The 21,578-nt window shown below is 43.2% G+C and carries 13 protein-coding genes; 6 read left to right on the top strand and 7 right to left on the bottom strand.

From position 1 onward, the window contains the following. Positions 1-41: 41 nt before the first annotated feature. Together JKP82_RS08760 and JKP82_RS08755 are read right to left on the bottom strand one after the other, a co-directional pair. On the bottom strand, positions 42-761 hold the full coding sequence (locus tag JKP82_RS08760) for a rhamnogalacturonan acetylesterase (RefSeq protein WP_373996591.1): 720 nt from the start codon (positions 759-761) through the stop codon (positions 42-44). Between the two features lie 141 nt (positions 762-902). Continuing rightward, positions 903-3,599, bottom strand: a complete 2,697-nt coding sequence (locus JKP82_RS08755; RefSeq protein ID WP_218396695.1) for a TonB-dependent receptor — start codon at positions 3,597-3,599, stop codon at positions 903-905. Between the two features lie 639 nt (positions 3,600-4,238). Between JKP82_RS08755 and JKP82_RS08750 the strand changes: the two genes are divergently transcribed. The 4 genes from JKP82_RS08750 to JKP82_RS08735 all read left to right on the top strand — a co-directional run bounded on the left by JKP82_RS08750 (position 4,239) and on the right by JKP82_RS08735 (position 10,328). After that, positions 4,239-5,432, top strand: a complete 1,194-nt coding sequence (locus tag JKP82_RS08750) for a glycoside hydrolase family 88/105 protein (RefSeq protein ID WP_159531667.1) — start codon at positions 4,239-4,241, stop codon at positions 5,430-5,432. 37 nt (positions 5,433-5,469) lie between these two features. Further along, positions 5,470-6,921, top strand: coding sequence for a glycoside hydrolase family 28 protein (locus JKP82_RS08745; protein WP_159531669.1), 1,452 nt, complete (start codon positions 5,470-5,472; stop codon positions 6,919-6,921). A 40-nt stretch (positions 6,922-6,961) separates the two neighbouring features. Beyond that, positions 6,962-8,092, top strand: coding sequence for a pectinesterase family protein (locus JKP82_RS08740; protein WP_218396694.1), 1,131 nt, complete (start codon positions 6,962-6,964; stop codon positions 8,090-8,092). A gap of 100 nt (positions 8,093-8,192) precedes the next feature. Continuing rightward, positions 8,193-10,328, top strand: a complete 2,136-nt coding sequence (locus tag JKP82_RS08735) for a response regulator (RefSeq protein ID WP_218396692.1) — start codon at positions 8,193-8,195, stop codon at positions 10,326-10,328. Positions 10,329-10,373: 45 nt separating this feature from the next. Here JKP82_RS08735 and JKP82_RS08730 read toward each other — a convergent pair whose 3' ends face one another. From JKP82_RS08730 to JKP82_RS08715, 4 genes are all read right to left on the bottom strand, one after another. Further along, on the bottom strand, positions 10,374-11,333 hold the full coding sequence (locus tag JKP82_RS08730; protein ID WP_258544370.1) for a WYL domain-containing protein: 960 nt from the start codon (positions 11,331-11,333) through the stop codon (positions 10,374-10,376). A gap of 210 nt (positions 11,334-11,543) precedes the next feature. After that, the gene (locus JKP82_RS08725; protein ID WP_218396690.1) at positions 11,544-12,152 is read right to left on the bottom strand and encodes a hypothetical protein; all 609 of its coding nucleotides are present in this window, start codon (positions 12,150-12,152) and stop codon (positions 11,544-11,546) included. 14 nt (positions 12,153-12,166) lie between these two features. Continuing rightward, positions 12,167-16,171, bottom strand: coding sequence for an ExeM/NucH family extracellular endonuclease (locus JKP82_RS08720; protein ID WP_218396688.1), 4,005 nt, complete (start codon positions 16,169-16,171; stop codon positions 12,167-12,169). Between the two features lie 346 nt (positions 16,172-16,517). Then, the gene (locus tag JKP82_RS08715) at positions 16,518-19,088 is read right to left on the bottom strand and encodes a M1 family metallopeptidase (protein ID WP_218396686.1); all 2,571 of its coding nucleotides are present in this window, start codon (positions 19,086-19,088) and stop codon (positions 16,518-16,520) included. Positions 19,089-19,464: 376 nt separating this feature from the next. Between JKP82_RS08715 and JKP82_RS08710 the strand changes: the two genes are divergently transcribed. After that, a complete protein-coding gene (locus JKP82_RS08710; RefSeq protein WP_218396684.1) occupies positions 19,465-20,310 on the top strand; it encodes an enoyl-CoA hydratase/isomerase family protein in 846 nt (281 codons plus the stop codon). A 45-nt stretch (positions 20,311-20,355) separates the two neighbouring features. Then, on the top strand, positions 20,356-20,598 hold the full coding sequence (locus tag JKP82_RS08705) for an HP1242/YdcH family protein (protein WP_159531683.1): 243 nt from the start codon (positions 20,356-20,358) through the stop codon (positions 20,596-20,598). An 88-nt stretch (positions 20,599-20,686) separates the two neighbouring features. Here the strand turns inward: JKP82_RS08705 and JKP82_RS08700 are convergent, their stop codons facing one another. Further along, positions 20,687-21,340, bottom strand: a complete 654-nt coding sequence (locus JKP82_RS08700) for a TetR/AcrR family transcriptional regulator (RefSeq protein ID WP_218396682.1) — start codon at positions 21,338-21,340, stop codon at positions 20,687-20,689. Positions 21,341-21,578 lie beyond the last annotated feature (238 nt).

Raw genomic sequence — 21,578 nt, 5'->3', positions numbered from 1 at the left:
CGAATAATCTGATTCCCCACCGCTGCGCTCAATTGAGCGCTTTAAAGGCTATCTCTATAAAAGTAGTTGCTTAGAGGGTGCGCTAACGCTTCCAATTCTCTTACAAAAAACTGGGCGACTTTGGCTGCGCCCACTACATTCAAATGTGTATTATCAACCTTGCCCTGTGGGTATCGCCCATACAAATCGGGCGGAACCTGAATGAAGTATTGTTGGCTTTCAGCCTCGCCTATATTTGCAAAAAAATGACAGGTACGGTGATTCATGGGCACAAATAAAACCTCTTTTTCACGCGCGATACGCTGTGCAGCCGCGGCATAGTCGGTTAACGTTCTTTTAAGCACACCGGCATCCGTGTAATGACGCCGGCAAATAGAACTGGCAATGATGGCGTTGGCGCCTTTGCTTTCCACATCATCAATAAACTGACTTAAGTAGTTGGCATAATCTGTATCAGCACTGGCAAAGCGTGCAGGGTCTTCGCGTTTCTGATCATTGTGCCCAAATTGAATAAGTACATAATCGTTCGCAGATAATGAAGAGAGCACACTATTCCACCTACCCTCATCAACAAAACGTTTTGTGCTGCGGCCATTCGCTGCGTGGTTCTTAATCCTAAGCTGAGGCAACCCAAATTCAGGTAAAATTTGCCCCCAACCTCGTTCGGGATAAGCTACGTTAGGTTTATCCGACATGGTAGAGTCGCCCACCAGATGAAGACTAATTGATGACAGCTGTGTTTCAGCCGTTGCACTGGCCATTCCAATTAATAGCAAAAACGCAATCGTTCGTTTTCGTCTCATGATTTTTACTCTATTTTGTTAGCGTTGCCTTTATTAAAAAAAAGGCCATCAAAATGATGGCCAGGACACAACCGCAGTTAGCGGTTTACACACACTAGGCTAAAGGGAGTAACGCGCCCCTAAGAAAAACTGTCTACCCGTATGGTTGTACTCGCGTACAAGATTCAGTGAGCCATCACCTGTGGTGAACAATCGCTCATATTCATCAGTAAGATTAATCACTTCAAAGGTGAAAGTTAACGCTTCATTGAGGTTATAGAACGATGAGAAGTCTACTTGGGTAGGACCAGTCGTGCCATGAGCGACGTTTCCATTACTTCCTGTAAAATCAGTTAGATAGTCATCTCGCTTATTGACCGACACACGAGCACCGTAAACATCTGTTTCATAATAAAGCGTGAAGTTGTAAGACGTCTCACTCATTCCTTCAATATCATCGGCATTCACATGGGTATAGTTAGACACCACCCCCATATTTTCAAACATGCCAGGTAAGAAGCTTAAGGGTTGCTGATAAATAAGTTCGTAACCACTGATACTGCGCTCTTCTGCATTATTAGGGCTGCTGTGCTCATACGCCACCTCACGAGGATCTAACGCTATTTGCGGGTCGTACTGAGCATCATTATCGATAAAGTCGAAGTAAGCAGGGTCGACAAACCGCTCTTCCGATGCACGCACTATCCAGTTGTCAATGTCTTTATAGAAAACCGTAGCGGCTAATAACGCCTCATCGTCAAAGTACCACTCAACACCGAAATCCACGTTGTTTGATGTAAATGGGTCTAAGAAAGGGTTACCTACCGATACTGAGCCATTTATATAGTCGAAACTCGGATTACCTGGGTTCAACGAGTTTAAGCTAGGACGCGTCATCGACTGGGTTACTGCAAGTCGAACCACTACATCATCGGTGGCTTCTAGCGCTAAATTTACAGCAGGAAGGAAATTGCTGTAGTCATTCTCAATTTGAACGGTTTCTCCCTGAATAAACCCTTCAGACGTTGTAGTCGTTTTTACGTATCGCACACCGTAATTGGCACGTAGTAACATATCTGAAATGTCGTAGCTTGTGTCCATTTCCAAATACAAAGCGCTAGTTTCTTCTCCTACTTGCCAACTTTGAGCTGAGCGAGGTGTCCAAACCACATCCAACAAATTGGCATTTATTGCATCAAAATCCGCAACAAGGAAAGGCTCAAGTGGACCATCAAAACCACTTCCAAAATCATCAACCGGCATCATTTCGGCGTAACCTACGGCTGAGTCTTGATCAGGGAAACCGTTGATTTGTTCTTCAGCATAGGTCACCACTCTATCGTTATACGCAAAACCCGTTTTAATGGTTACTTCATCACCAAGGTAGGAAACGTCAACTTTAAATGTGTCATTTTCGCGTTCAACATCAGTAGCCCGTAAGCGTCCATCACTGAGGTTATAGTTACTGGCATCGTTAACATCGTAACCATAAGTAATCTCTGGCGCATTAGCATTGTTAGTAAAATCGAAGCCATATGATGTGCTTTCTAACAATGTCATGTTGTACCGGTACTGCTCGGAGCGAGCATCTGACTCAGCGGTGCCAAACATCGCTTCTACGCGAAGATTATCAAGAGCAAACCACTCACCTGACAAAACAAACTGGCTAAAATCAGTCGTCGATTCTTGTAATCTACTTTCAATTCTTGATTTTATGCCCTCATAAGAACCTGCAAGTACTTGCTTGCCATTCGGGTGTACCGTAATTGCTGTAGGAGTGATTTCATCGAACGTACTTCTAAACATGTGGAAAAAGTTATACATCGTCCGCGTGTTTTCTAGCGATGACACCAAACCATCAAGCGTAAATGTTAAATCTTCACTTGGCGCCCATTGAATAGAGCCAGTAAATCCTACTCGCTCTTGTTCGTTCCCAAAGTAATCAGGACGAGGTAATCGTGGTGTCCATAAACAATTAAGTGGATCTACCGCTTCATCGTTATCTGTACAACTTCCTACATCGGGTGTACCTGAAACAACCGTATCAGACGTATCTGCATATAAACCGCCCCCGTCTCGAACTGGAGTAGTCCAACGAACAGTACCGAAGCCTTCTTGGCGAACAGTACGTTCAGACAGTGCAGCAGAAAAAAGCACACCAATTTTGTCGTCAGCGAATCGGTTTGAAACCATAAATGCTGCGCGAGGATCGGTTTCTTCGGTAATGCTGTTGTATCCACCTTGTACCGAAGTGACTAGTTTAAATCCTTCATAATCGAAAGGCTTGGCAGAATATAAATCGACAGTACCGGCAATCCCCCCCTCTTCCATTGAAGCTGTTGGAGATTTCTGAATATCGACTCGGTTAAATAGTTCAGAAGCAAATACGTTAAAATCGAACCCGCGACCACCATTAACACCGCCACCAGAATCGGTGCCATCTGTACTCGCGGGCACTTCCATCCCGTTTAATGTGGTGCGGGTAAATGAAGGGCTAAGGCCACGCAACGTTATTTGTCTTCCTTCTCCACCCTCTCTAGAAATAGCCACACCTGGAACGCGTTGAATAGACTCAGCGATATTCAAATCGGGAAACTTACCTATGTCTTCAGCAACGATAGATTCTTTATTATTAACTGAAGTACGCTTCTCCATAAGCGACTTATTCAGCGAGCCGCGAAATCCTGAAACTTCAATAATCTCTAGGTTTTCGTCCTGTAGTTTGGCGCCTTCGTTAGCGACTTGTTGAGCATTCACGTGAGCACCTGACAACGCTAACGCAACAAGTACAGCAAGCTGTTTTCTTCTAAGTACCATGGTTGTTTCTCCGGTTTTTATATTTTATTGAGGTGCAGGAATTACAACGTCATGCCGTGTGGCTCTTTCAAAAAATAGACACTGCCAGCCTTTTGCCACCGTGAAACATTTCATTTACAAACTGAGTAAATATACGGTAGCACAGACGACTTATCAATTATCTTCAAAGCCTTTAATCATTCCTGTTAACTTCACACCAATTAACTTCTAGTTTTAAACTTCCAGCATTCCTAACCCGATAAATTTTAGGGCCTGTAGGGCAATACAGTATGTATTTCTTAAATACACATACCTTCTCGGGGAAACATAAATCATGTATAAATAGCAACATGATTTACATTTGATTTACATCCTATATTCAAATGCTACCGGTGGCAACAATTTTTACTAAATTATCATTTCACTGTTAACATTTCAGCTACAGCCCTTTAAAAATGGGCGACGACTGCAATAGCGCCTGAAAGTAACCAAAATAACTATTATTCATTTTTTTCAATTAGTTAACTCATTTAAAACAGCAACAGCACTGCGTAAACAATCTGTTAAAAATGGGGTATTTTTTCGTTGACAGAGTAATAAATGCGCCTCATTATGCTACCGGTAGCATTTATCGTTTCAACATTGTTTTAAGGTCATATTATGATTAAACGTATTGCCAAAGTGGTTTCGATGGCCACTGTATTACTTGTCTCTCCTCTTATTGTTGCGCAGCCTTCAGCCTTGGATAACACCAAACCATGGTCGCAACGGATGATTGAATCTGAAATGGTGCGTTTTCCAGAAGCGTGGCAAATAGATTGGGATGAATCAGCGCAGTGGGATTATGTTCATGGCCTGAACCTTCTAGCAGTCTCTAAGGTGTACCAGCATACGAAAGACCAACGCTATTTAGACTACATACTTGGCTACTACGACATGCTAGTGAATGACGATGGGAGTATTAATACTTACGATATAGAGAAATACAATATTGATATGGTCAATCCAGGAAAGGTATTGTTTTTCCTATACGAAGAAACTGGTCAACCTAAATATAAAAAAGCAGCTGATTTATTAAGAAAACAACTTGTTAGCCATCCAAGAACCAACGAAGGCGGTTTTTGGCACAAAAAGCGTTACCCAGAGCAAATGTGGTTAGATGGGCTTTATATGGGCGCTCCATTTTATGCTGAATATATCGTTCGATATGGCGACATGGCAGAACTTGACGATGTTTTTCTTCAATTCGAACTTATAGAAGCGAACTTATACGACGAAAAAACTGGATTACCTCGTCATGGGTGGGACTCATCAAGAGCCCAAAAGTGGGCGGATGAAACTACCGGTTTGTCGGCGCATCATTGGTCACGGGCGTTAGGGTGGTATGCCATGGCAATGGTTGATGTTTTAGAAATTGTGCCAGCAAAGCACCCTAAATCGGCATGGCTGAGATCAAAGTTCCACACCTTTATTGATGCAACTTTAGCCTATCAAGATACAACGGGCGCGTGGTATCAAGTTACCGATCTTGCAGAGCGAGAAGGGAATTATCTAGAAGCCTCTGGGACGTCGATGATCACCTACGCTATCGCAAAGGGTGTTGCGTTAAAACTGTTACCAGAACATTACCGAGACCACGCAGAAAAAGGATTTGCAGGACTTATTGATCAGATGATTTCCGTAAACCCATCGAATAATATCATCAGCTTAAACCAAGTTTGCGCTGTTGCAGGACTTGGCGGTAAACCTTATCGAGATGGCTCTTTTGATTACTATCTTAGCGAGCCTATTCGCGCTAATGACGCAAAAGGCGTAGGTCCATTTATTCTTGCTGCATTATACCTAGGCAAGTAATTCTGATCATTATGTTGTGTTGCCCCACGGAGTTTTTATGACATTAAATAAACACCGCCGTCATCTTTTGAGAGCTGGGTTGGCCGCTACGTTAGCCCCTGTTATCCCATTTTCAGCAGGCTGTTCTGTATCAGCCCCAAGTACGACAAGAAGCCAAGCACAATGGGATAAAGAGGCCCTGTTAATTAGAGACCGTATAGCCCGGCCCACCTTTGCAAATAATACCGTGCTTATTGAGCAGTTTGGCGCCTTACCCAATGCACTAAGTAGCGACAGCCTACCCGCTCTTAATGCGGCTATAGAGCATCTCGTATCAATAGGGGGTGGTATGGTTGTGGTGCCAAAAGGGGAATACTTTTGCAAAGGGCCTATTCACTTAAAATCCAATATTAATCTGCATATCGAAAAAGGAGCCACGCTTCACTTTTCTACCGATAGTCAAGACTACAAGCCCTATGTACACACCCGTTGGGAAGGCATGGAATTAATGGGCTACTCCCCTTTAATTTACGCTTTCAAGCAGAAGAATATTGCCATTACTGGTGAAGGCACATTAGATGGAGGCGCTTCTGCCGATAATTGGTGGCCTTGGAAAGGAAAGTGGAAAACATCTGAATGGGGCGATCATGCCGTTGAGAATCAAAAATACACCAGAGATATACTCCAAGCTATGGTTGAAGATGGCATTCCTGTTTCTGAACGAGTATTTGATGAGAACTATCTTCGCCCTCCTTTTATTCAACCTTACTTGTGTGAAAACGTGCTCATCGAGGGAGTCACGATACTTCGCTCTCCCTTTTGGTTGGTTAACCCTGTGTTATGTAAAAATGTGACGGTAAGCAATATTTACTGCCAAAGTTTTGGCCCAAATTCAGACGGGTGTGATCCAGAAAGCTGTACTGATGTTCTCATACAATCTTGTGTCTTTGACACTGGTGATGATTGCATTGCCATCAAATCGGGACGAAATGCAGACGGCCGACGGCTAAATCAACCGAGTGAGAACATCATCATAGAAGATTGCGAAATGAAAGCCGGTCATGGCGGGATAGTCATTGGGAGTGAAATCTCCGGCGGGGTTCGCAACCTTTATGCACAGCACTGCGTGATGAGTAGCCCTAACTTAGACAGAGGTATACGAATTAAAACCAACAGTATACGAGGCGGCCATCTTAAAAATTTAAATTATCGGCATATCTCGATTGGCGATGTAAAAGACGCGATAGTAGTGAACTTCTTTTATGAAGAAGGGGATGCTGGGAATTTCCCACCGAAACTAGAGGGGATTACGGTAGAACATTTGACGGTAAAACGAGCAGACAGAGCCTTTATGTTAAGAGGTTATGACCATACTCCAATTACGGGGTTGTCCCTGCACGATATCTCTATTGCCTCTGTTGAACAGCCATCTATTATTGAGAACGTGAAGGCAATAGACACCTCTAATATTGTCATCGCAGGAAAGAAAGTGGGTTTACGTGATGCTTAAAAGGCTATGCGTTTTAATCGAAAGTGAATGGCAGGAGCGGATGTACATAGCATTCTTTATGGCTAGCTTTTTTTCACAAAGGCGGTTGGCCCTGCTTTGTTTATGCTTTATAAGTTGCGCTCAAGCAACGCAACAGCCCGACGCGAATGCGCTCGTTAGCCAAGTTACACTTAATTCCCACCTTCCCCAATACACACGTGTGACTGATGCACTTAACGCTATTCCTACTCAGCATTCTGGGACGTGGGTCATTGAAGTTCAGCCTGGCATTTATCAGGAATCGATAGTTATTCAAACACCCAACATCCACGTAAGAGGCGTAGACAGAAAAACGACTAAAATTGTCTTTTCGCGGTACGCTGGTCAAGCAATACACCCAGGTACCGATGAAGTTTTTGGCACTCAAAGAACAGCCACTGTCGAGATAACCGCATCAAACGTTCATCTTTCGAACCTAAGCATACTGAATAGCTTTGACTATCCCGCCAATGAACTTCGCTCACAAGATGATCCTAATCGAGTATCAGGTACCCAAGCGGTCGCGTTAAAAACAGCAGTAACTGCAGATAAAACCTTTTTAGATAATATTGCGCTTTGGGGCTATCAAGATACGCTTTATCTCAAAGGAAACAGAGCCTACATAAAAGGTGGCTTAGTGGCGGGCCATATCGATTTTATCTTCGGCGGTGGCACCGCTTTTTTCGATGGCGTAGATGTTGTCTCGCGAAAACGACATACAGGGAATGGCATTACAGGCTATATCACGGCGCCAAGTACACTTAACACTCGGCCATTTGGCTTTGTGTTCTTTAATTGCACCTTAGCTCGCGAAGCCGGCGTACCCAACCATTCCGTTGCCCTTGGGCGCCCTTGGCATCCTACTACCACCTTTTCCGATGGAAAGTATGCGTCGCCTTACGCTATTGGACACTCACTTTATATCAACACCTATATGGATACCCACATTGCAACAAACGGTTGGAGTAGCATGTCGGGTAAGACAAAAGAAGGTGATAAAAAATTCTTTAATCCGCTTACCGATGCTAGGTTTGCTGAATTTAAAAGCCATGGCCCTGGCGCAATTGAAAACGAAGCTCGCCCTACCCTTACTAACGTAGAAATTCTTTTTTATAGTAAAGCAGCCATTTTACAAGACTGGCACCCCATGTAAGCACAACATCTACTACTTGTGGCTAATTCAGAAGATCTTAAATTGCGTAAATGCTTGGTATCAATTATCTTTTAGATACTCTAAGAAAAACGTTATTTTTATGTCCATTCGCATACGGTACACGCTAGCGCTGCTTCTCATTGCCTGTCTTGTTACGGCATCTGTATTCACAATGCGAACACTGCTGATCGGTCAGCGTCTTGATGCTGAAATTATCAATATTGCGGGGCAGCAGCGAATGCTCTCTCAACGCATTGCCCTACTCGTACAAAAAATAAATGCCTGTGGTGAAGACAGCGCATCGTCTACCGACATATTTGAAACGGCCATTAATACCTTTTCAAGTAATCATCAAAAACTAATCTCTTTGCCCTCTTTACCAAACTCTATCTCCAATATGTATTTCGGTACTAGCCAGCTTGATGCAAAGGTTAATCAATATATTGCACAAGCAAGGGCACTTGTGAATTCACCCCAATGTTCTTCTTCAATTGTTATTACTATAGAACAAGCCACCAGGCTGCTAAAGCAACTTAATAGTGTGGTTTATATGTTCGAACAAGAGGCGAAAAATCATGTTGATAAGGTCTCGTCTCTTGAATTCTATTTGTGGCTTGCCACTATATTCTTACTAGGGGTTGAAGCTTTTTTCATTTTCGCGCCCATGGATAGAAAAATAAAAAAGACAATACAGCATCTATATGAAGCCTCTGAAAAAGCAGAAACAGAAGCGCAAAAGGCACAGGAAGCCAATAGAGCTAAATCCGAGTTTCTATCGAGTATGAGTCACGAATTACGAACACCAATGAATGGGTTGTTTGGCATGATTGAACTTGCGATGGATAACCCAAGCAAGAGTGAAAATTACTTAAGAAAGGCCAAAACCGCTGGACGGCAACTGCTTACCCTTATTAACGACATTCTCGATTTATCAAAAATCGAAGCGGGAAAAATTGTCGTTGAAAAAGGCCCTGTCGACTTGCTCCAACTGCTTGATGAGGTGGTATCTATACAGCGTATTTATTGCCAGAACAAAGGCTTAGATTTTTATTATAATAAACAGCAAACGCTAGCGCCCATTATTCAAGGTGACATCACCCGTATTGCACAAATCTTACATAACCTATTAAGTAACGCCATTAAGTTCACCGAGTCAGGTAGCGTAACCTTATCGGTTAGCCAGGCTGCCACGGCGAGTGGCAATACCTTGCTATTTTCGGTTAAAGATACCGGTATTGGTATTGATTCCGATAAATTGTCGTCCATCTTTCAAAAATTTGAGCAAGCGGATCAATCTACCACCCGCCATTATGGAGGCACTGGGCTAGGGCTAAGTATTGCCAAAGAATTAGCACAATTAATGGACGGTAATATTTTAGCCACCTCAACCTTAGGCGCGGGTAGTGAATTTACGCTAACCCTTCCAGTGATTGAAGAGTCTCTGCCTTCCATCAAGGTTAAAACTGATGCCACATTGCGCTGCGCTATTGTGGACGACTTGCTTACAAGCCGAGAATATCTAGAACACGTGGTTGCCGCAATGTCGCTTATTCCAACGTCGTATTCAAGCGCAAAGGACTTTCTGGAAGATACGGCCAACAATTACGATGTTATTATTCTCGATTTAGCGATGCCAGAGATGAGCGGCGTTGATTTGTTACGAGAATTAGTAAAATCAGATATCTCGCCATTTCCAAAAATCATTTTGATTTCAGCAGAACTTGAACGATTAGATTGTGAAGAGGCCGTGAAAGACCTTATTTGGCGCTCACATGCAAAGCCGATCATCCGCAAAGATTTAGAGCTCGATTTACAAAACCTAGTGTCCCGAGCCAGCAAGCCAACCGGCTTCCCCAATAAAGCAGCGCCTAGGTTGCGCATTCTTATTGCAGAAGATAATGATATTAACGCCGAAATTGTAAAGGCAATGCTTGAAGGCGAAGGCTTTAAAATTGTGCATGTGAAAGATGGAGAGCAAGCCGTTGCAGCCTGCGCCAAAAACTTGTTCGACTTCATATTGATGGACTGCAACATGCCTGTAATGGACGGCATTATGGCCGCTAACATCATTCGAAACGAATTAAAGATAAACACGCCTATCGCAGCTCTTACTGCCAACGCCTTCCCTGAAGATAAAGAAGAATGTTTAAATGCAGGCATGAATGATTTTCTTACCAAGCCATTAGATAAAGAGCTTCTGCTTTCTAGTATTAAGCAATTTACGCAAAAGTGGTAACGCACGTATAAGCGACCGACATACCTGCCGTTAGAGAAAACCCTTTTACTCGTAGCGTTTTTCCTCGCCACTATACCCAGGCGCAATGGCAAGGTTATCGGTGTTTTCCAGTGTTTCTTGATTGCGTAACCATAGCTGGTACTCACCCGTTCGCAGGCTAGCATGTTTAGTACAATCTACATTCCACTGGCGCAGTAAATAGCCTGCCATAGCAGCGCGCACTTCAAGGTGAAGTACCCCCTCCTCCATACCATAATCGAGCTCAATGGCAGTCGGATGGTTTATGTTCTTCGGATGCGGTACGACTTCCAAAGCTATTTTTCGCTGCCATGCTTCATCAGCAAGGCTCTGTTCGCTGAGTGCAGGATCGGCCTTTAACGTAACTTTACTAATACGGGTTAGCACGAAGTCTCTGAAGCTTCCCGTCTTTCTATCAAACGCGCGTACGTGCCAACGTTGACCATTATCCACAATACTGTGAGGCACCAGTTCTCGTGCTCCCGAACCACTTGAAAGCGACGTATAAATAACACTGACAGCTTTATTATTAACAATGGCTTGCACTAATTTTGCTACCACATAAATGTCGGGTACATTCAATGAAGACGCACTTTCAACGGGAAAGTGAATGTCGCCGATAGCATCGAAGCCATCAGAAATATCGTTTGCCAACTTCACCAAGGTTCTTCGAGGGTCGTGCTCGAACAAAGGTACGAAAGTATCGGTTTGGAAATAACGCTTGTCTCGCGCGTCGTAGGTAAGATTATTGGGTGCCAGCACTTTATACAGGCTGAAATCTCGAGATCCCGCAGACAAGCCCACTTCGAAGCGACCTATAAGATCTTGGCGATAAATCGCCCCTTTAAACAACAAACAAAAATCGATATAAGCCAACCGCTGGCGCTGAGCAAAGCTGATAGTATCAAGACTTACGTTTTCTGAAGGTGAAGCATCGCTAAGGCCGAAATCTCGCCCTTCATTACCTAGCATTTGGGTGGCAGACATAACATTTCCATTTAACTGTGTTTTTAGCCAGTGTGGTTCATTTTAAGCACACTGTAAATAAAAATTTTTGTCGTATTCTTTGTGGGTGTTTTCTATGAGAAGTCTTAAATGCTTTAGCGAGTGTAAAATATAAAAAACCCAGCAGATGCTGGGTTTTTATTAACATGCTTAGTAATAAGCGTGTTGGGTTACATTGCTACGATATCTCGATTAGCGACGCGACTTAACCCGTGATACCGCCATACCGAAGCAAGCAAGTAATGCCAAAACTCCAGTACTTGGCGCTGGGACTGAGGTCGCTTCAACCGAAAAACTCGCAGATTGTGTTGTTACACTAGGAATTTCATCGCCGAAAAAATCGGTTAGCATTGCAATGGGAGAATTGCTAACAACATCTAAAATTCCGCTTCCTACATTGGTCGCCGTGAACTGTAAAGAGAACAGCATGAACTCTCCAAAATCAGGTTGTAATGTGGCTAAATCAGCGAAGATGTCAGCAGCTTGAGATACGTTAGCGACGCCAGCGAAAGCAAGTACAGGAAAAGAAAAAGCCACAACCCCTAACCCAGTTCCGTACGACTCAGAACCACTAATGAATGACAATAGCGAATCGTCAAATGTGAAGTTCAAGTCATATCCACTGACCAGTGTTTCTCCAAAACCAATTGCCGAGTCTGGTAATTCATCGACGTTAAGCATTACAGTAGCTAGTATTGTATCACCAACATTATAGGTTGCCTGATCGGTACTAACATTAATTATTGCAGCGTTTACATTAGCTGTAAAAGCCATGATTAAGATTAAAGCTAACTTTTTCATTATTAAAATTCCTATTAATTTACTGCACAACCAGCGCGGCTGCATAACGTCATAAGGGCACGTATATCGTAAGCACTCACCACGCCATCATTATTAAAATCATACTGTAAGTCACTAGCACCACCTGATAAGAACAAGCCGTAGAACGCCATAATGTCGTCATAATCTACGTCGTTGTCACCATCAAAATCGCCAGGCTGAACCGCATCTGGGAAGTTAAGCACTACCAATACTGGGTCGTGATCTGAAGAGCGGTATGCATCAGCGCCGTAATAATCCGTGATTTGCGCGTCAGTTTTATACTCTTCGTTGTAATCAAACACACGAGGCTCATCTGAGTTAATGTGCCAAACCGTCGCATCAACCACATATTCAGTTAAACTTGGGCTTGATAATGCGTGATCTAGGTAACCTAGTTCGCCGCCAAAGGTGTATGAGTATGCCGAGTCGCCACCAAAGGTGTTAACCAGGTTGGTATAGCCAGCACTTTCAAGGGCCAAAATAGGCTCTTCTGCTGCATACGCGTTTAAGTCACCCATAATTAATAAGCGGTCAGATAAGGTATCGCTATTGTTTTCTACAATAGCAACCAAACCGTTTGCTGCATCGGTACGCAATGCGTTCCAACAACCTTGGCCATCACCTGAATCGGCATTATCACCGGTAGCACTGGAACAACTTCCTTTCGATTTAAAGTGGTTTACGGCAAGGGTGAATGCTTCACCGTTGGCGTTCACTGTAAATGATTGAAGAAGCGGCTGACGGTTACCATAGTCAAACGGTGACTCAGACGATGTAACAGCGTTACCAAATGGTGTTACTACTGCAGGCTTGTAAATCATGCCTACTGCAATTTCGTCGGTTCCTAATGCTTCACTGATTGACACATAGCTATAAACATCGCCGCCCATTTCAGCATTAACCGCTGCGGTTAACGTTGCAATGGCAGAATTTTCACCATGACCATCATTTTCAACTTCTACAAGACCCACAACATCTGCATCCATTGCTGCTAGTGCTGCAACGATTTTCGCTTCTTGGCGAACCAATTCGAATTCATTGGTAGCGCCGCGAGAGGTTGGGAAGTCTGGTCCATCGAAATAGTTAAGTACGTTAAAGCTAGCCACTTTCACATCGCCAGTTAACCCAATTAACGGGTAAGCCGTACGTGCATTAGTGCGAACTAATTCTAAGTCCATTACCGGTAGCAATTGATACTCGCTAAACGAGTAATGCATTACACCTGTGAGGTTTTCAACTGTATCGCCTAAACGAAGAGGATTAGCATGCGTTAGTCCGCCCACAGGGAATGGAATACCATCTAGATTTTGACTGTTTGAAGCATCATCTACCAACAATGTATTGAGGGCATTTTGTTCTGCTAAAGCTATCGCTTCGACTGTGCCCGCAGGATATTGGTTAGTCGGGATCATCACGCGCTCAGAGCCCACGTTAAACTGACCGTAACGACCTAAGTTATATACGTCATTAACCAGTAACGATTGGGTAAAGGTAATTTGCATACCTTCATAGGCTTCAAGGTTGGTATCTATGTTAAATGGCATACTAAGTTCGGTATATAGAATACTTCCACCTGCGCCTAACACTTCAACGTCGCCTGATAGTACAAACTCGGTTAAGTCGTTGTATTCAACCACATCACCTTGCATGCGAACCAAGTCGCCAACCATTGGGAAAGTCTCGAGGGAAGTAGCATATACAAACACACCTTCAGAGGTTGCGTCGTTGCCATCTGAATCAGCCGCTTCTTCTTGAACAAAGAAACCAGATAAGTCTTCAGCTACTTTAGTCACTACTGCTTCAATAATCACGGTAGTGTCAGCTAATGGTGATGCATCACCTTCGCCCTGCAGTTCACTGATAAGTACCAGTTCTACCGTTGGGTCGACTGGGTCAACTGGGTCTGTCGGATCAGTTGGGTCGGTTGGATCTGTAGGGTCGACCACACTGCCATTATGCGAACCAAAATAATCGTAAGTGTTTTGGCTGTAGCTATCCCACTCACTGTCTGGGTCAAAAGCAGCGTTACGTGTTGCATTACCTTCAGTAATTGAAGCTTTACGCACTAGGGTTACATCTTTACCCCAGTTAGTTTTTACGCCAAACGTACCAACAGCATCAATGGTGACATCACCGTAACTTAGCTCGATGTAATCGTCACCGTTGAAGTTCATTACAAAGCTACTCAACGTCGAGCCTGTAGTCAGCGCATCATCAGCGCTAGCATGACTAAAGGTAGCCACGGCACCAGAGGCTAACGTGCCGCTAAGCTCTAATACTTTCTCATCACCTACGCTGGTATCGCCATTTGAAAGTAGTTTAAGCTTATAGTTACTTAAATCTACTGCTTCAGTTGAGCCATTGTAAATTTCTACCGCTTTGTTATAGCTGCTGCCTTCAATGTATTCAGAAATGAAAACCGCGTGGCCTGAACCTGCACTTCCGTCGGTAGCATCATCACCTGAATCACCAGAATCTTCTCCCGTATCACCGCCATCTGAATCGCCAGCGTCTGTACCATCACAACTTGCATTGAATATTAGTGAAGCAAGCTCAGGCTTGTCGATAAATGGGTTACGGTTACCTTGGAATTCGAAAACTTTGCTGTTTCTTTCGAGTTCGAATTCATCAACAGGGTCGCTCTCATGCCATTGTAAAAGAACACACAATTTGCCATGGGCAGCTTCGTCAGTGCTGGTTAAACGGTCAACCAATACCAAGTCTTCTTCCGACTCGCTGCTATCACTGCCATCGTAACGTACGTCCATGTAGAACATAGCACGCGCTACATCGCCTTTTACGGCATCACGCGGTTCAAACGAGTCGCTGTCGATACGGTTAGCTGACGCTTCAGACAAAGCACCATCACTGAAATCAAAATCTAGATTTCCGCGAGAACCGTTTACTGAAATATCGGTTGGGCGAAGGTGATGAATATCTGAATATGCCGCTAGGCTATTGCTAGAGAAACCATGACTGTTAGCCCAAACGTGCTCTCTATTCCAATTGTCTTGGTTAGTGCTTTGCGTGCCACTACCGTTACTGAATTTAGCTAACGATGTTCCCATGTAGAACAACACGACATTGTCTGGGTTGGCAGGGTCTTGATCGGTGTCAGTTAGGGCTGTCCATGCTTCTGAATAAGAAAGCTGATGGTGATCGAGTGAGATGATATTTTGAGCCAGCGCTTTAAGTGTTTCAGCACTTTCATTGTTAGTTATTGCAGTATCAAGCTGCGCATAATAATCCGCTTCAACATAGTCGCTAGGTAATTTAACTGCGGTTAAATCAGGGCAGTTAAAGCAGGTTTCGGTTAGGGTACGAAGTGTGTCTTCAGATGCTTCGCCATCATCGCCGCCCTCACCCTCCCCTTCTGAGCCAGTCGAACCTGATAATACAACACTGTCAACGCGATGATATTCGCTGCCAGAATTATTTATCATGGCTAATTTTATTTGAACCGTACTTCCCTCTGGGATAGAGGCATTAATCACGGCGCTACTATAATCATCTACAAGAGTATGGCTGTCTGTACCTAAATCGTTGGTGACTAGAACGAACTCTCCACCATCAACGGAATACATCACGTCAAAGTAATCAGCAGCTTCTTGCGTACCACTTTCAGAAACGGTTACGTCGAGCTGCAAGTCGCTTAAGCCATTAACAATAATAACTTCTGACAACCATACTGCTTCGCCATCAACATCGCGGGCACTGAGTTGCTCATTCACAACTTTAAACCAATCCGATGTTGCAGTTAATTCCGCTGCAGAAACATCAATATTCCAACGCGAAACGCCTTCCATATCAATTGCGACGCTGTCGCCTCCGGTAGCTCCCTTACCGTCTAATGCAGCCTCATCGAAGTTCTCTTCCCAAATTACATCGGAAAAAGCATTAAAAGAAAGTGGCAGCGTTAACACACTACCCAATATTAATTTCACGCACAAAGCTGACTTACTCAACTTCGCTCGCCCTTGCCTACCCAGTTTCGCCATGTTGTTGTCGTCCACTTTTTTTAGGAACGTATAAATTTATATACTTGCGTATACACAGCAAGAACTTGTGCAAAATAATAACAGTTTTTTATTTAGCCATAAAAAACAAAGCTTTATTTCTTTTAAATAAGTTTATTTTTTGTTTAACTCAAGTGTACTTTGGTACAGGTAAAACTAAGTGTGTAAATTTCGTGCAAAAACTAGGGTCGTAACAAAATTGAAGCTTACCGCCCTCTTTTATGACATTTTGGAGTAGAAAATAAAAAAGAGGCTACCGAATGGCAGCCTCTTGCGTTGAGTGACAGTAATGCTGTTGATTTATAAAGACATTAATTAAATCTTATATTCACTTACCGTATTTGGCTAAGAATTTATTAAAGTCTTCTTGGTATGTCGCTTTTAAACGCAAACACTGGTTCGATTCATCCAACATAATGTCGAAACTACGCGCCATTCCTTCATGCTCATCTTTGATTGGCTCGTAGAATGTTTTAGCCATGTCTAAGTTTTCAGCACTACAGGTAGTAGATACAAATTCAGGCATACGAGATACATGGTAATCAGGCATCTTGGCAATCAATGCATCTAAATTTTTGTTTAACCATTTATACAATACGGTTTTAAGCTCAAGATTACGCGATACTCTTACCAACATATAAAGCGTGTTGGCAGGCGTAATATCATCGGTTAATGCTAAATCTAGCATCTTATTTACCGTAGCTTCATCGGTGTAGCGCATTGAATAAAGCAAAGTGCGTTTAACATTTGGTAGTTGCGCTTCTTTGAATGCGGCCACTAACGTATCGTAAAGATCATCTTCAGTATACTTCGTGGTGATACCTATCGCGGTGCCAGCAATACCCGCAGGAACTGCACTGCTATCTTCGATGTATTGCTTGGCTATCAATTCACTCTTTTTTATCAGTGTTTCGTTGTTTGCTCTGTTTCCAAGCAAACTATAAAGCTGATTTCGAAGACTGATTATACTTTCTGATTCACCGCTTTTTGGCGTTAGTGTAAGTTCGTTTAGCAAAGGTAAGTACTCTTGATTCAACAAGGCAGCATAATTTGCTTTATTATCGTCGTTAATTAAGTAGTCAAACTCACCCAAAACGCCTACCGCGGCACGTTTAACAACAGGGTCCTTGTCTTTTGCCAATGCCGTTAATACTGGCATTATGCTATCAATACTCACCTTGCCCGCGTTAAGTAATGCTTGCATGTTATACAACACATTTTTCTTTTCGCGGTTATTAAGTACATTGAGGTCGTTTAGAAGTTTGCCCATCTGCTTTGCTGAAATGGCCCAACGAAAATAGCCTGTGGCGTTATCGTTAGGAAACACCCATTCTGCTTCGGCAAGTTGTGGCAATGTGGTTTTGGCTTTATCGATAAATACCACTTCCTGCTTCACTTTTCCGTTTACTTTATAAGTAAGTTTGAGTGGAACAGCCCATGTTTGAGCTTCTACGCTAGCGCCCGCATAATGAAAGCGCTCTTGGGTGATAGTGCCGTTATCGTTAATACTAATAAGTGGGTAAGCAGGTTGTTCTAAGTAGGCTTTCATCATGGCACTTAGATTAATATCTGAAACACCATCAAGGGCAGCCCATAAATCGTCAGCAACCGTATTGCCCCACGCATGGGTGTTCATATAGTTACGTACACCTTCACGGAACTTTTCAGTACCAATTAGCGACTCTATCATTTGCAAAATAGACTCGCCTTTTGAGTAATTAAGTCCCAAGCCATCCATTACATCTGGCTGAGTACGAACCACTTTCTTAACCGGTTTAACGGTAGGGCTTGCGTCGGCACCGAACGCAGATTCTTGCACGATACGATCGGCAAAATTAAGCTCTGGGTACAGCTCCATCATGGTATAGCTGGCAGCCCACGAGGCAAACGCTTCGTTTAGCCACAAATCGTCCCACCACGCCATGGTAACTAAGTTACCAAACCATTGGTGTGCCAATTCATGTGCAATAACGTTAAGCGGGCCTTTGCGTTCCGTTAAACCCGGCTCGTCTTCTAATAACAATAAGCTGTCGCGATAAGTAATTAGCCCTACGTTTTCCATCGCACCGTGCGTGAAGTTAGGCACTGCAACAAAATCGAGTTTTTTGTAAGGGTATTTAATAGCAAAGAAATCTTCTAGCGTGGCTAAAATTTCAGGGGTATGTTTCACCACAAATTTTGTTTTATCTGCATAGCCTTTAGGCACGTAGATTTTACCAGGTACCGACAAGCCTTTTAATTCTGCGCTATCGAACGGCCCTACGGTGTAAGCAATTAAGTAGGTTGGCATAGGTTTGGTTTTTTCAAACTTAACCGTTTGCATGCCTTCGCTAACTTCTCGAGTTTCCACGGGCGTATTCGACACAACAACTTGTTTTTCAGGGGCTGTAATTGTCATTTGATACGCTATTTTAAATGCAGGTTCGTCGAAGCTAGGAAAGGCTTTACGTGCATGCATATCTTCAAACTGCGTAAATAGGTAGTTTGTCTCTTCAAAACGAGATAAATACATCCCATCAGATGAAGTATTTACCTTACCTTCGAAGTTGATGACTAGCGTGTATTTACCTGGTGCAATGTTAGCATCAGCCATACCCCAATTCATGTTGTACTCGCCTTCTTCAACATTAAGTGCTATTACGCGCTCGTTTTGAATAAGCTCGGCATGAGTGACGACAAGATCTTGCTGATAAAAGCCTACTTTTTTAGTGGTTGAATTAACCGTAAGGTTTATGCGAGTAGAACCAGAGTAATCTGGTGCATCGGGATCAAGGTGTAAATGAATATCTTGAAAGGTTGGCGTAACGGAAGAGGGTAAACGGTATTCCACATCTTTTGCTATCGCTTGTGTTGTTAGCAGCGCCAAAACACAACTGAACAACGTTATGATTCGTCTCATATCTTATAATTCCATGTAGAGAGGGAACTGAGTCCCTGAAGCCGGAGCATTGCCCCAAGTATAATCGCGAGGGAGCATAATCAGGTTTGTCACGGTACGCAACGTAGGCGGTCGCAAATCAAACTTGAAATTGTTACGAAAAATGTCCGTTACAACAGAGAGTTCCTCCATCTTACTACCAACTTTCCCCGCCTTCCTTTCACCTCAAACACGCAGTGATGACATTCGCAGCACAAATCCTATCTTCAACAAAATACATAAACTGTATTCACGGTTTTACCGATTATTTAGCCACCCAATCACTGCTAGTCTTTTAATGGAAAGTTAAACACATCTATAGAATGACTTAACAATTAAGCAATCAGAGGAAACTATCATGGCGTATAACGGCTATACCACTTTTACCGCAAAGCAAGACGGTGCAATACTTACCGTCACTTTCGATTTCGGCCCCGTTAATGTTCAGGGCCAAGAAATGCTAGAAGACCTAATGGGTCTTGCTATGCGACTTGAGCGCGATCGCACCGTCAAGGTTGTGGTGTTCCAATCAGCTAATCCGGAAATTTGGGTTTGTCACTATGACACTAACCTTCTAAAAGATATGTCTACCGAAGCGGTAGCTCGCAGCGATGTGAAATTGCTCGACCTTCAAGTGGTATTAGAACGTATCAGCAAATTGCCACAGGCCACAATCGCGAAACTTGAAGGGTTTGCCCGAGGTGGTGGTCATGAATTTGCCTTAGCTTGCGATATGCGTTTCGCCGCTCGCGGCAAATACAAGTTCATGCAAATGGAAGTAGGCATGGGAATATTACCTTGTGGTGGTGGCGCATCTCGGATGGCTCGTCAAACAGGCCTTGGCCGTGCTCTAGAAATAATTTTAAGTGCCCGTGATTTTAGCGCCGATGAAGCCGAAGCTTACGGCACCATTAATAAAGCGCTGGAGCCCGATGAAATAGGCCCATATGTAGACGCCCTTGCTAAACGCATTGCGCTGTTTCCCGCAGAATCGATTAATGCCTGTAAACAAGCCGTTTATGAGTCTATCGATAAACCTATAGATGAAGCGTTACGTGCAGAAGCTTACTGGCTCTATCAAGCAACCAGTAAAACCCCTGCCGTTAAACGATTTAACGAAGCCGACATTAAAGGCATGGAATACGACATGGAAAATCAACGTAATTGGAATGATCTCGTTGTAGCCGTACAAGATATTAACTAACACTACTTGAAACATTTTAGTGAACAAAAATTTTAGGAGCATATTATGTTAGGTGAAAACCACTCGTTACAATCTGACTTTCCAGAATACAAAGCCGTTATTGAAAAACTTGTAGAAAGCGACAGTACGTTTGCCAGCGAGACCAAACAATACAACGCGTTAGATGAAGAAATCCGCAAGCTTGAGCTAAAAGGCGGTCCAACCAGCGACGAAACACTGCATCAAATGAAGCATGACCGCGCAGTACTCAAAGATACGCTGTACAACAAGTTACAAGCGGCAACGTAAATAATAAGCAGATTTAATAGGTAATTTCTTACGCCCTCTGTTGCACGTATTACTTAGTACAACAGGGGGTATGAATGTTCGTTTTACACTAAGCGCTCTTACCGTAAGCTCGCGTGAAGGTATCGACAATTAACGTGATCCACTGCTCTTTTTGTGCTTTTGTAGGCATATCATCTGGGTGAGTTAAATAATAGAGTTGTAACTCACTTCTCACTGAACCAATAAATATTCTCGCCGCTTCTTCACTCGTTAATGACCCGAGCTCTAGATCACCTGCTTCATTCGCTGAAACAATAATATTTGCGACAACCTTAATGCTCGCCCGCGGGCCAGATTCATAGAAAATTTTACCTAAATTCGGAAAGCGCTCTACCTCTGCAATGACCATACGCGCTAATGCTGCCCCTGATTTAGATAGAACAACATTCAAGTACACGTTAGCGACCTTGCGTAACACGTCGCGTAACTGTCCGGGTTTATATCGAATGGTACGCATACTAGTCGAGGTGGAAAAGCATTCGGTCTGTACAACCGCACTGAAAAGGGTTTCTTTGTTGGCAAAATGCGCATAAACCGTAGACTTAGATACTCCCGCTTCTCGCTGAATCATGTCAGTTGTAGCATTAGAAAATCCATGGGCTAAAAATACCTTTCTTGCCGCCTGTAAAACCGTGATGGCCTTTGCCCCTAGTGTCTTACCAAGCGCTTGCGCTACGTTTTCTTGTTCATTTGCTATCGTCATTGTGCACTACCCAACCCTAAGCGTTATTGACAATTCTTCAATTCAACCTTATAGTACCGAACTGAGCGGTACAGTTCAATATTATTCTCTTCCCAAAAATTTTTCTGAGAATTAATAACACTAAGTCTAAAAGACCACGAATTCCCTGAAAATCGATTCACTATTAAATAGTGAGTTGATTTTCTTTCGACTTTAAACTGTACCGATAAGTTCGGTTCGATTTTATGATTTGTAATAA

The organism is Alteromonas lipotrueae, assembly GCF_019249215.1.
Classification (GTDB): domain Bacteria; phylum Pseudomonadota; class Gammaproteobacteria; order Enterobacterales; family Alteromonadaceae; genus Alteromonas; species Alteromonas lipotrueae.
This window is presented reverse-complemented; position numbering and strand designations above follow the sequence as displayed.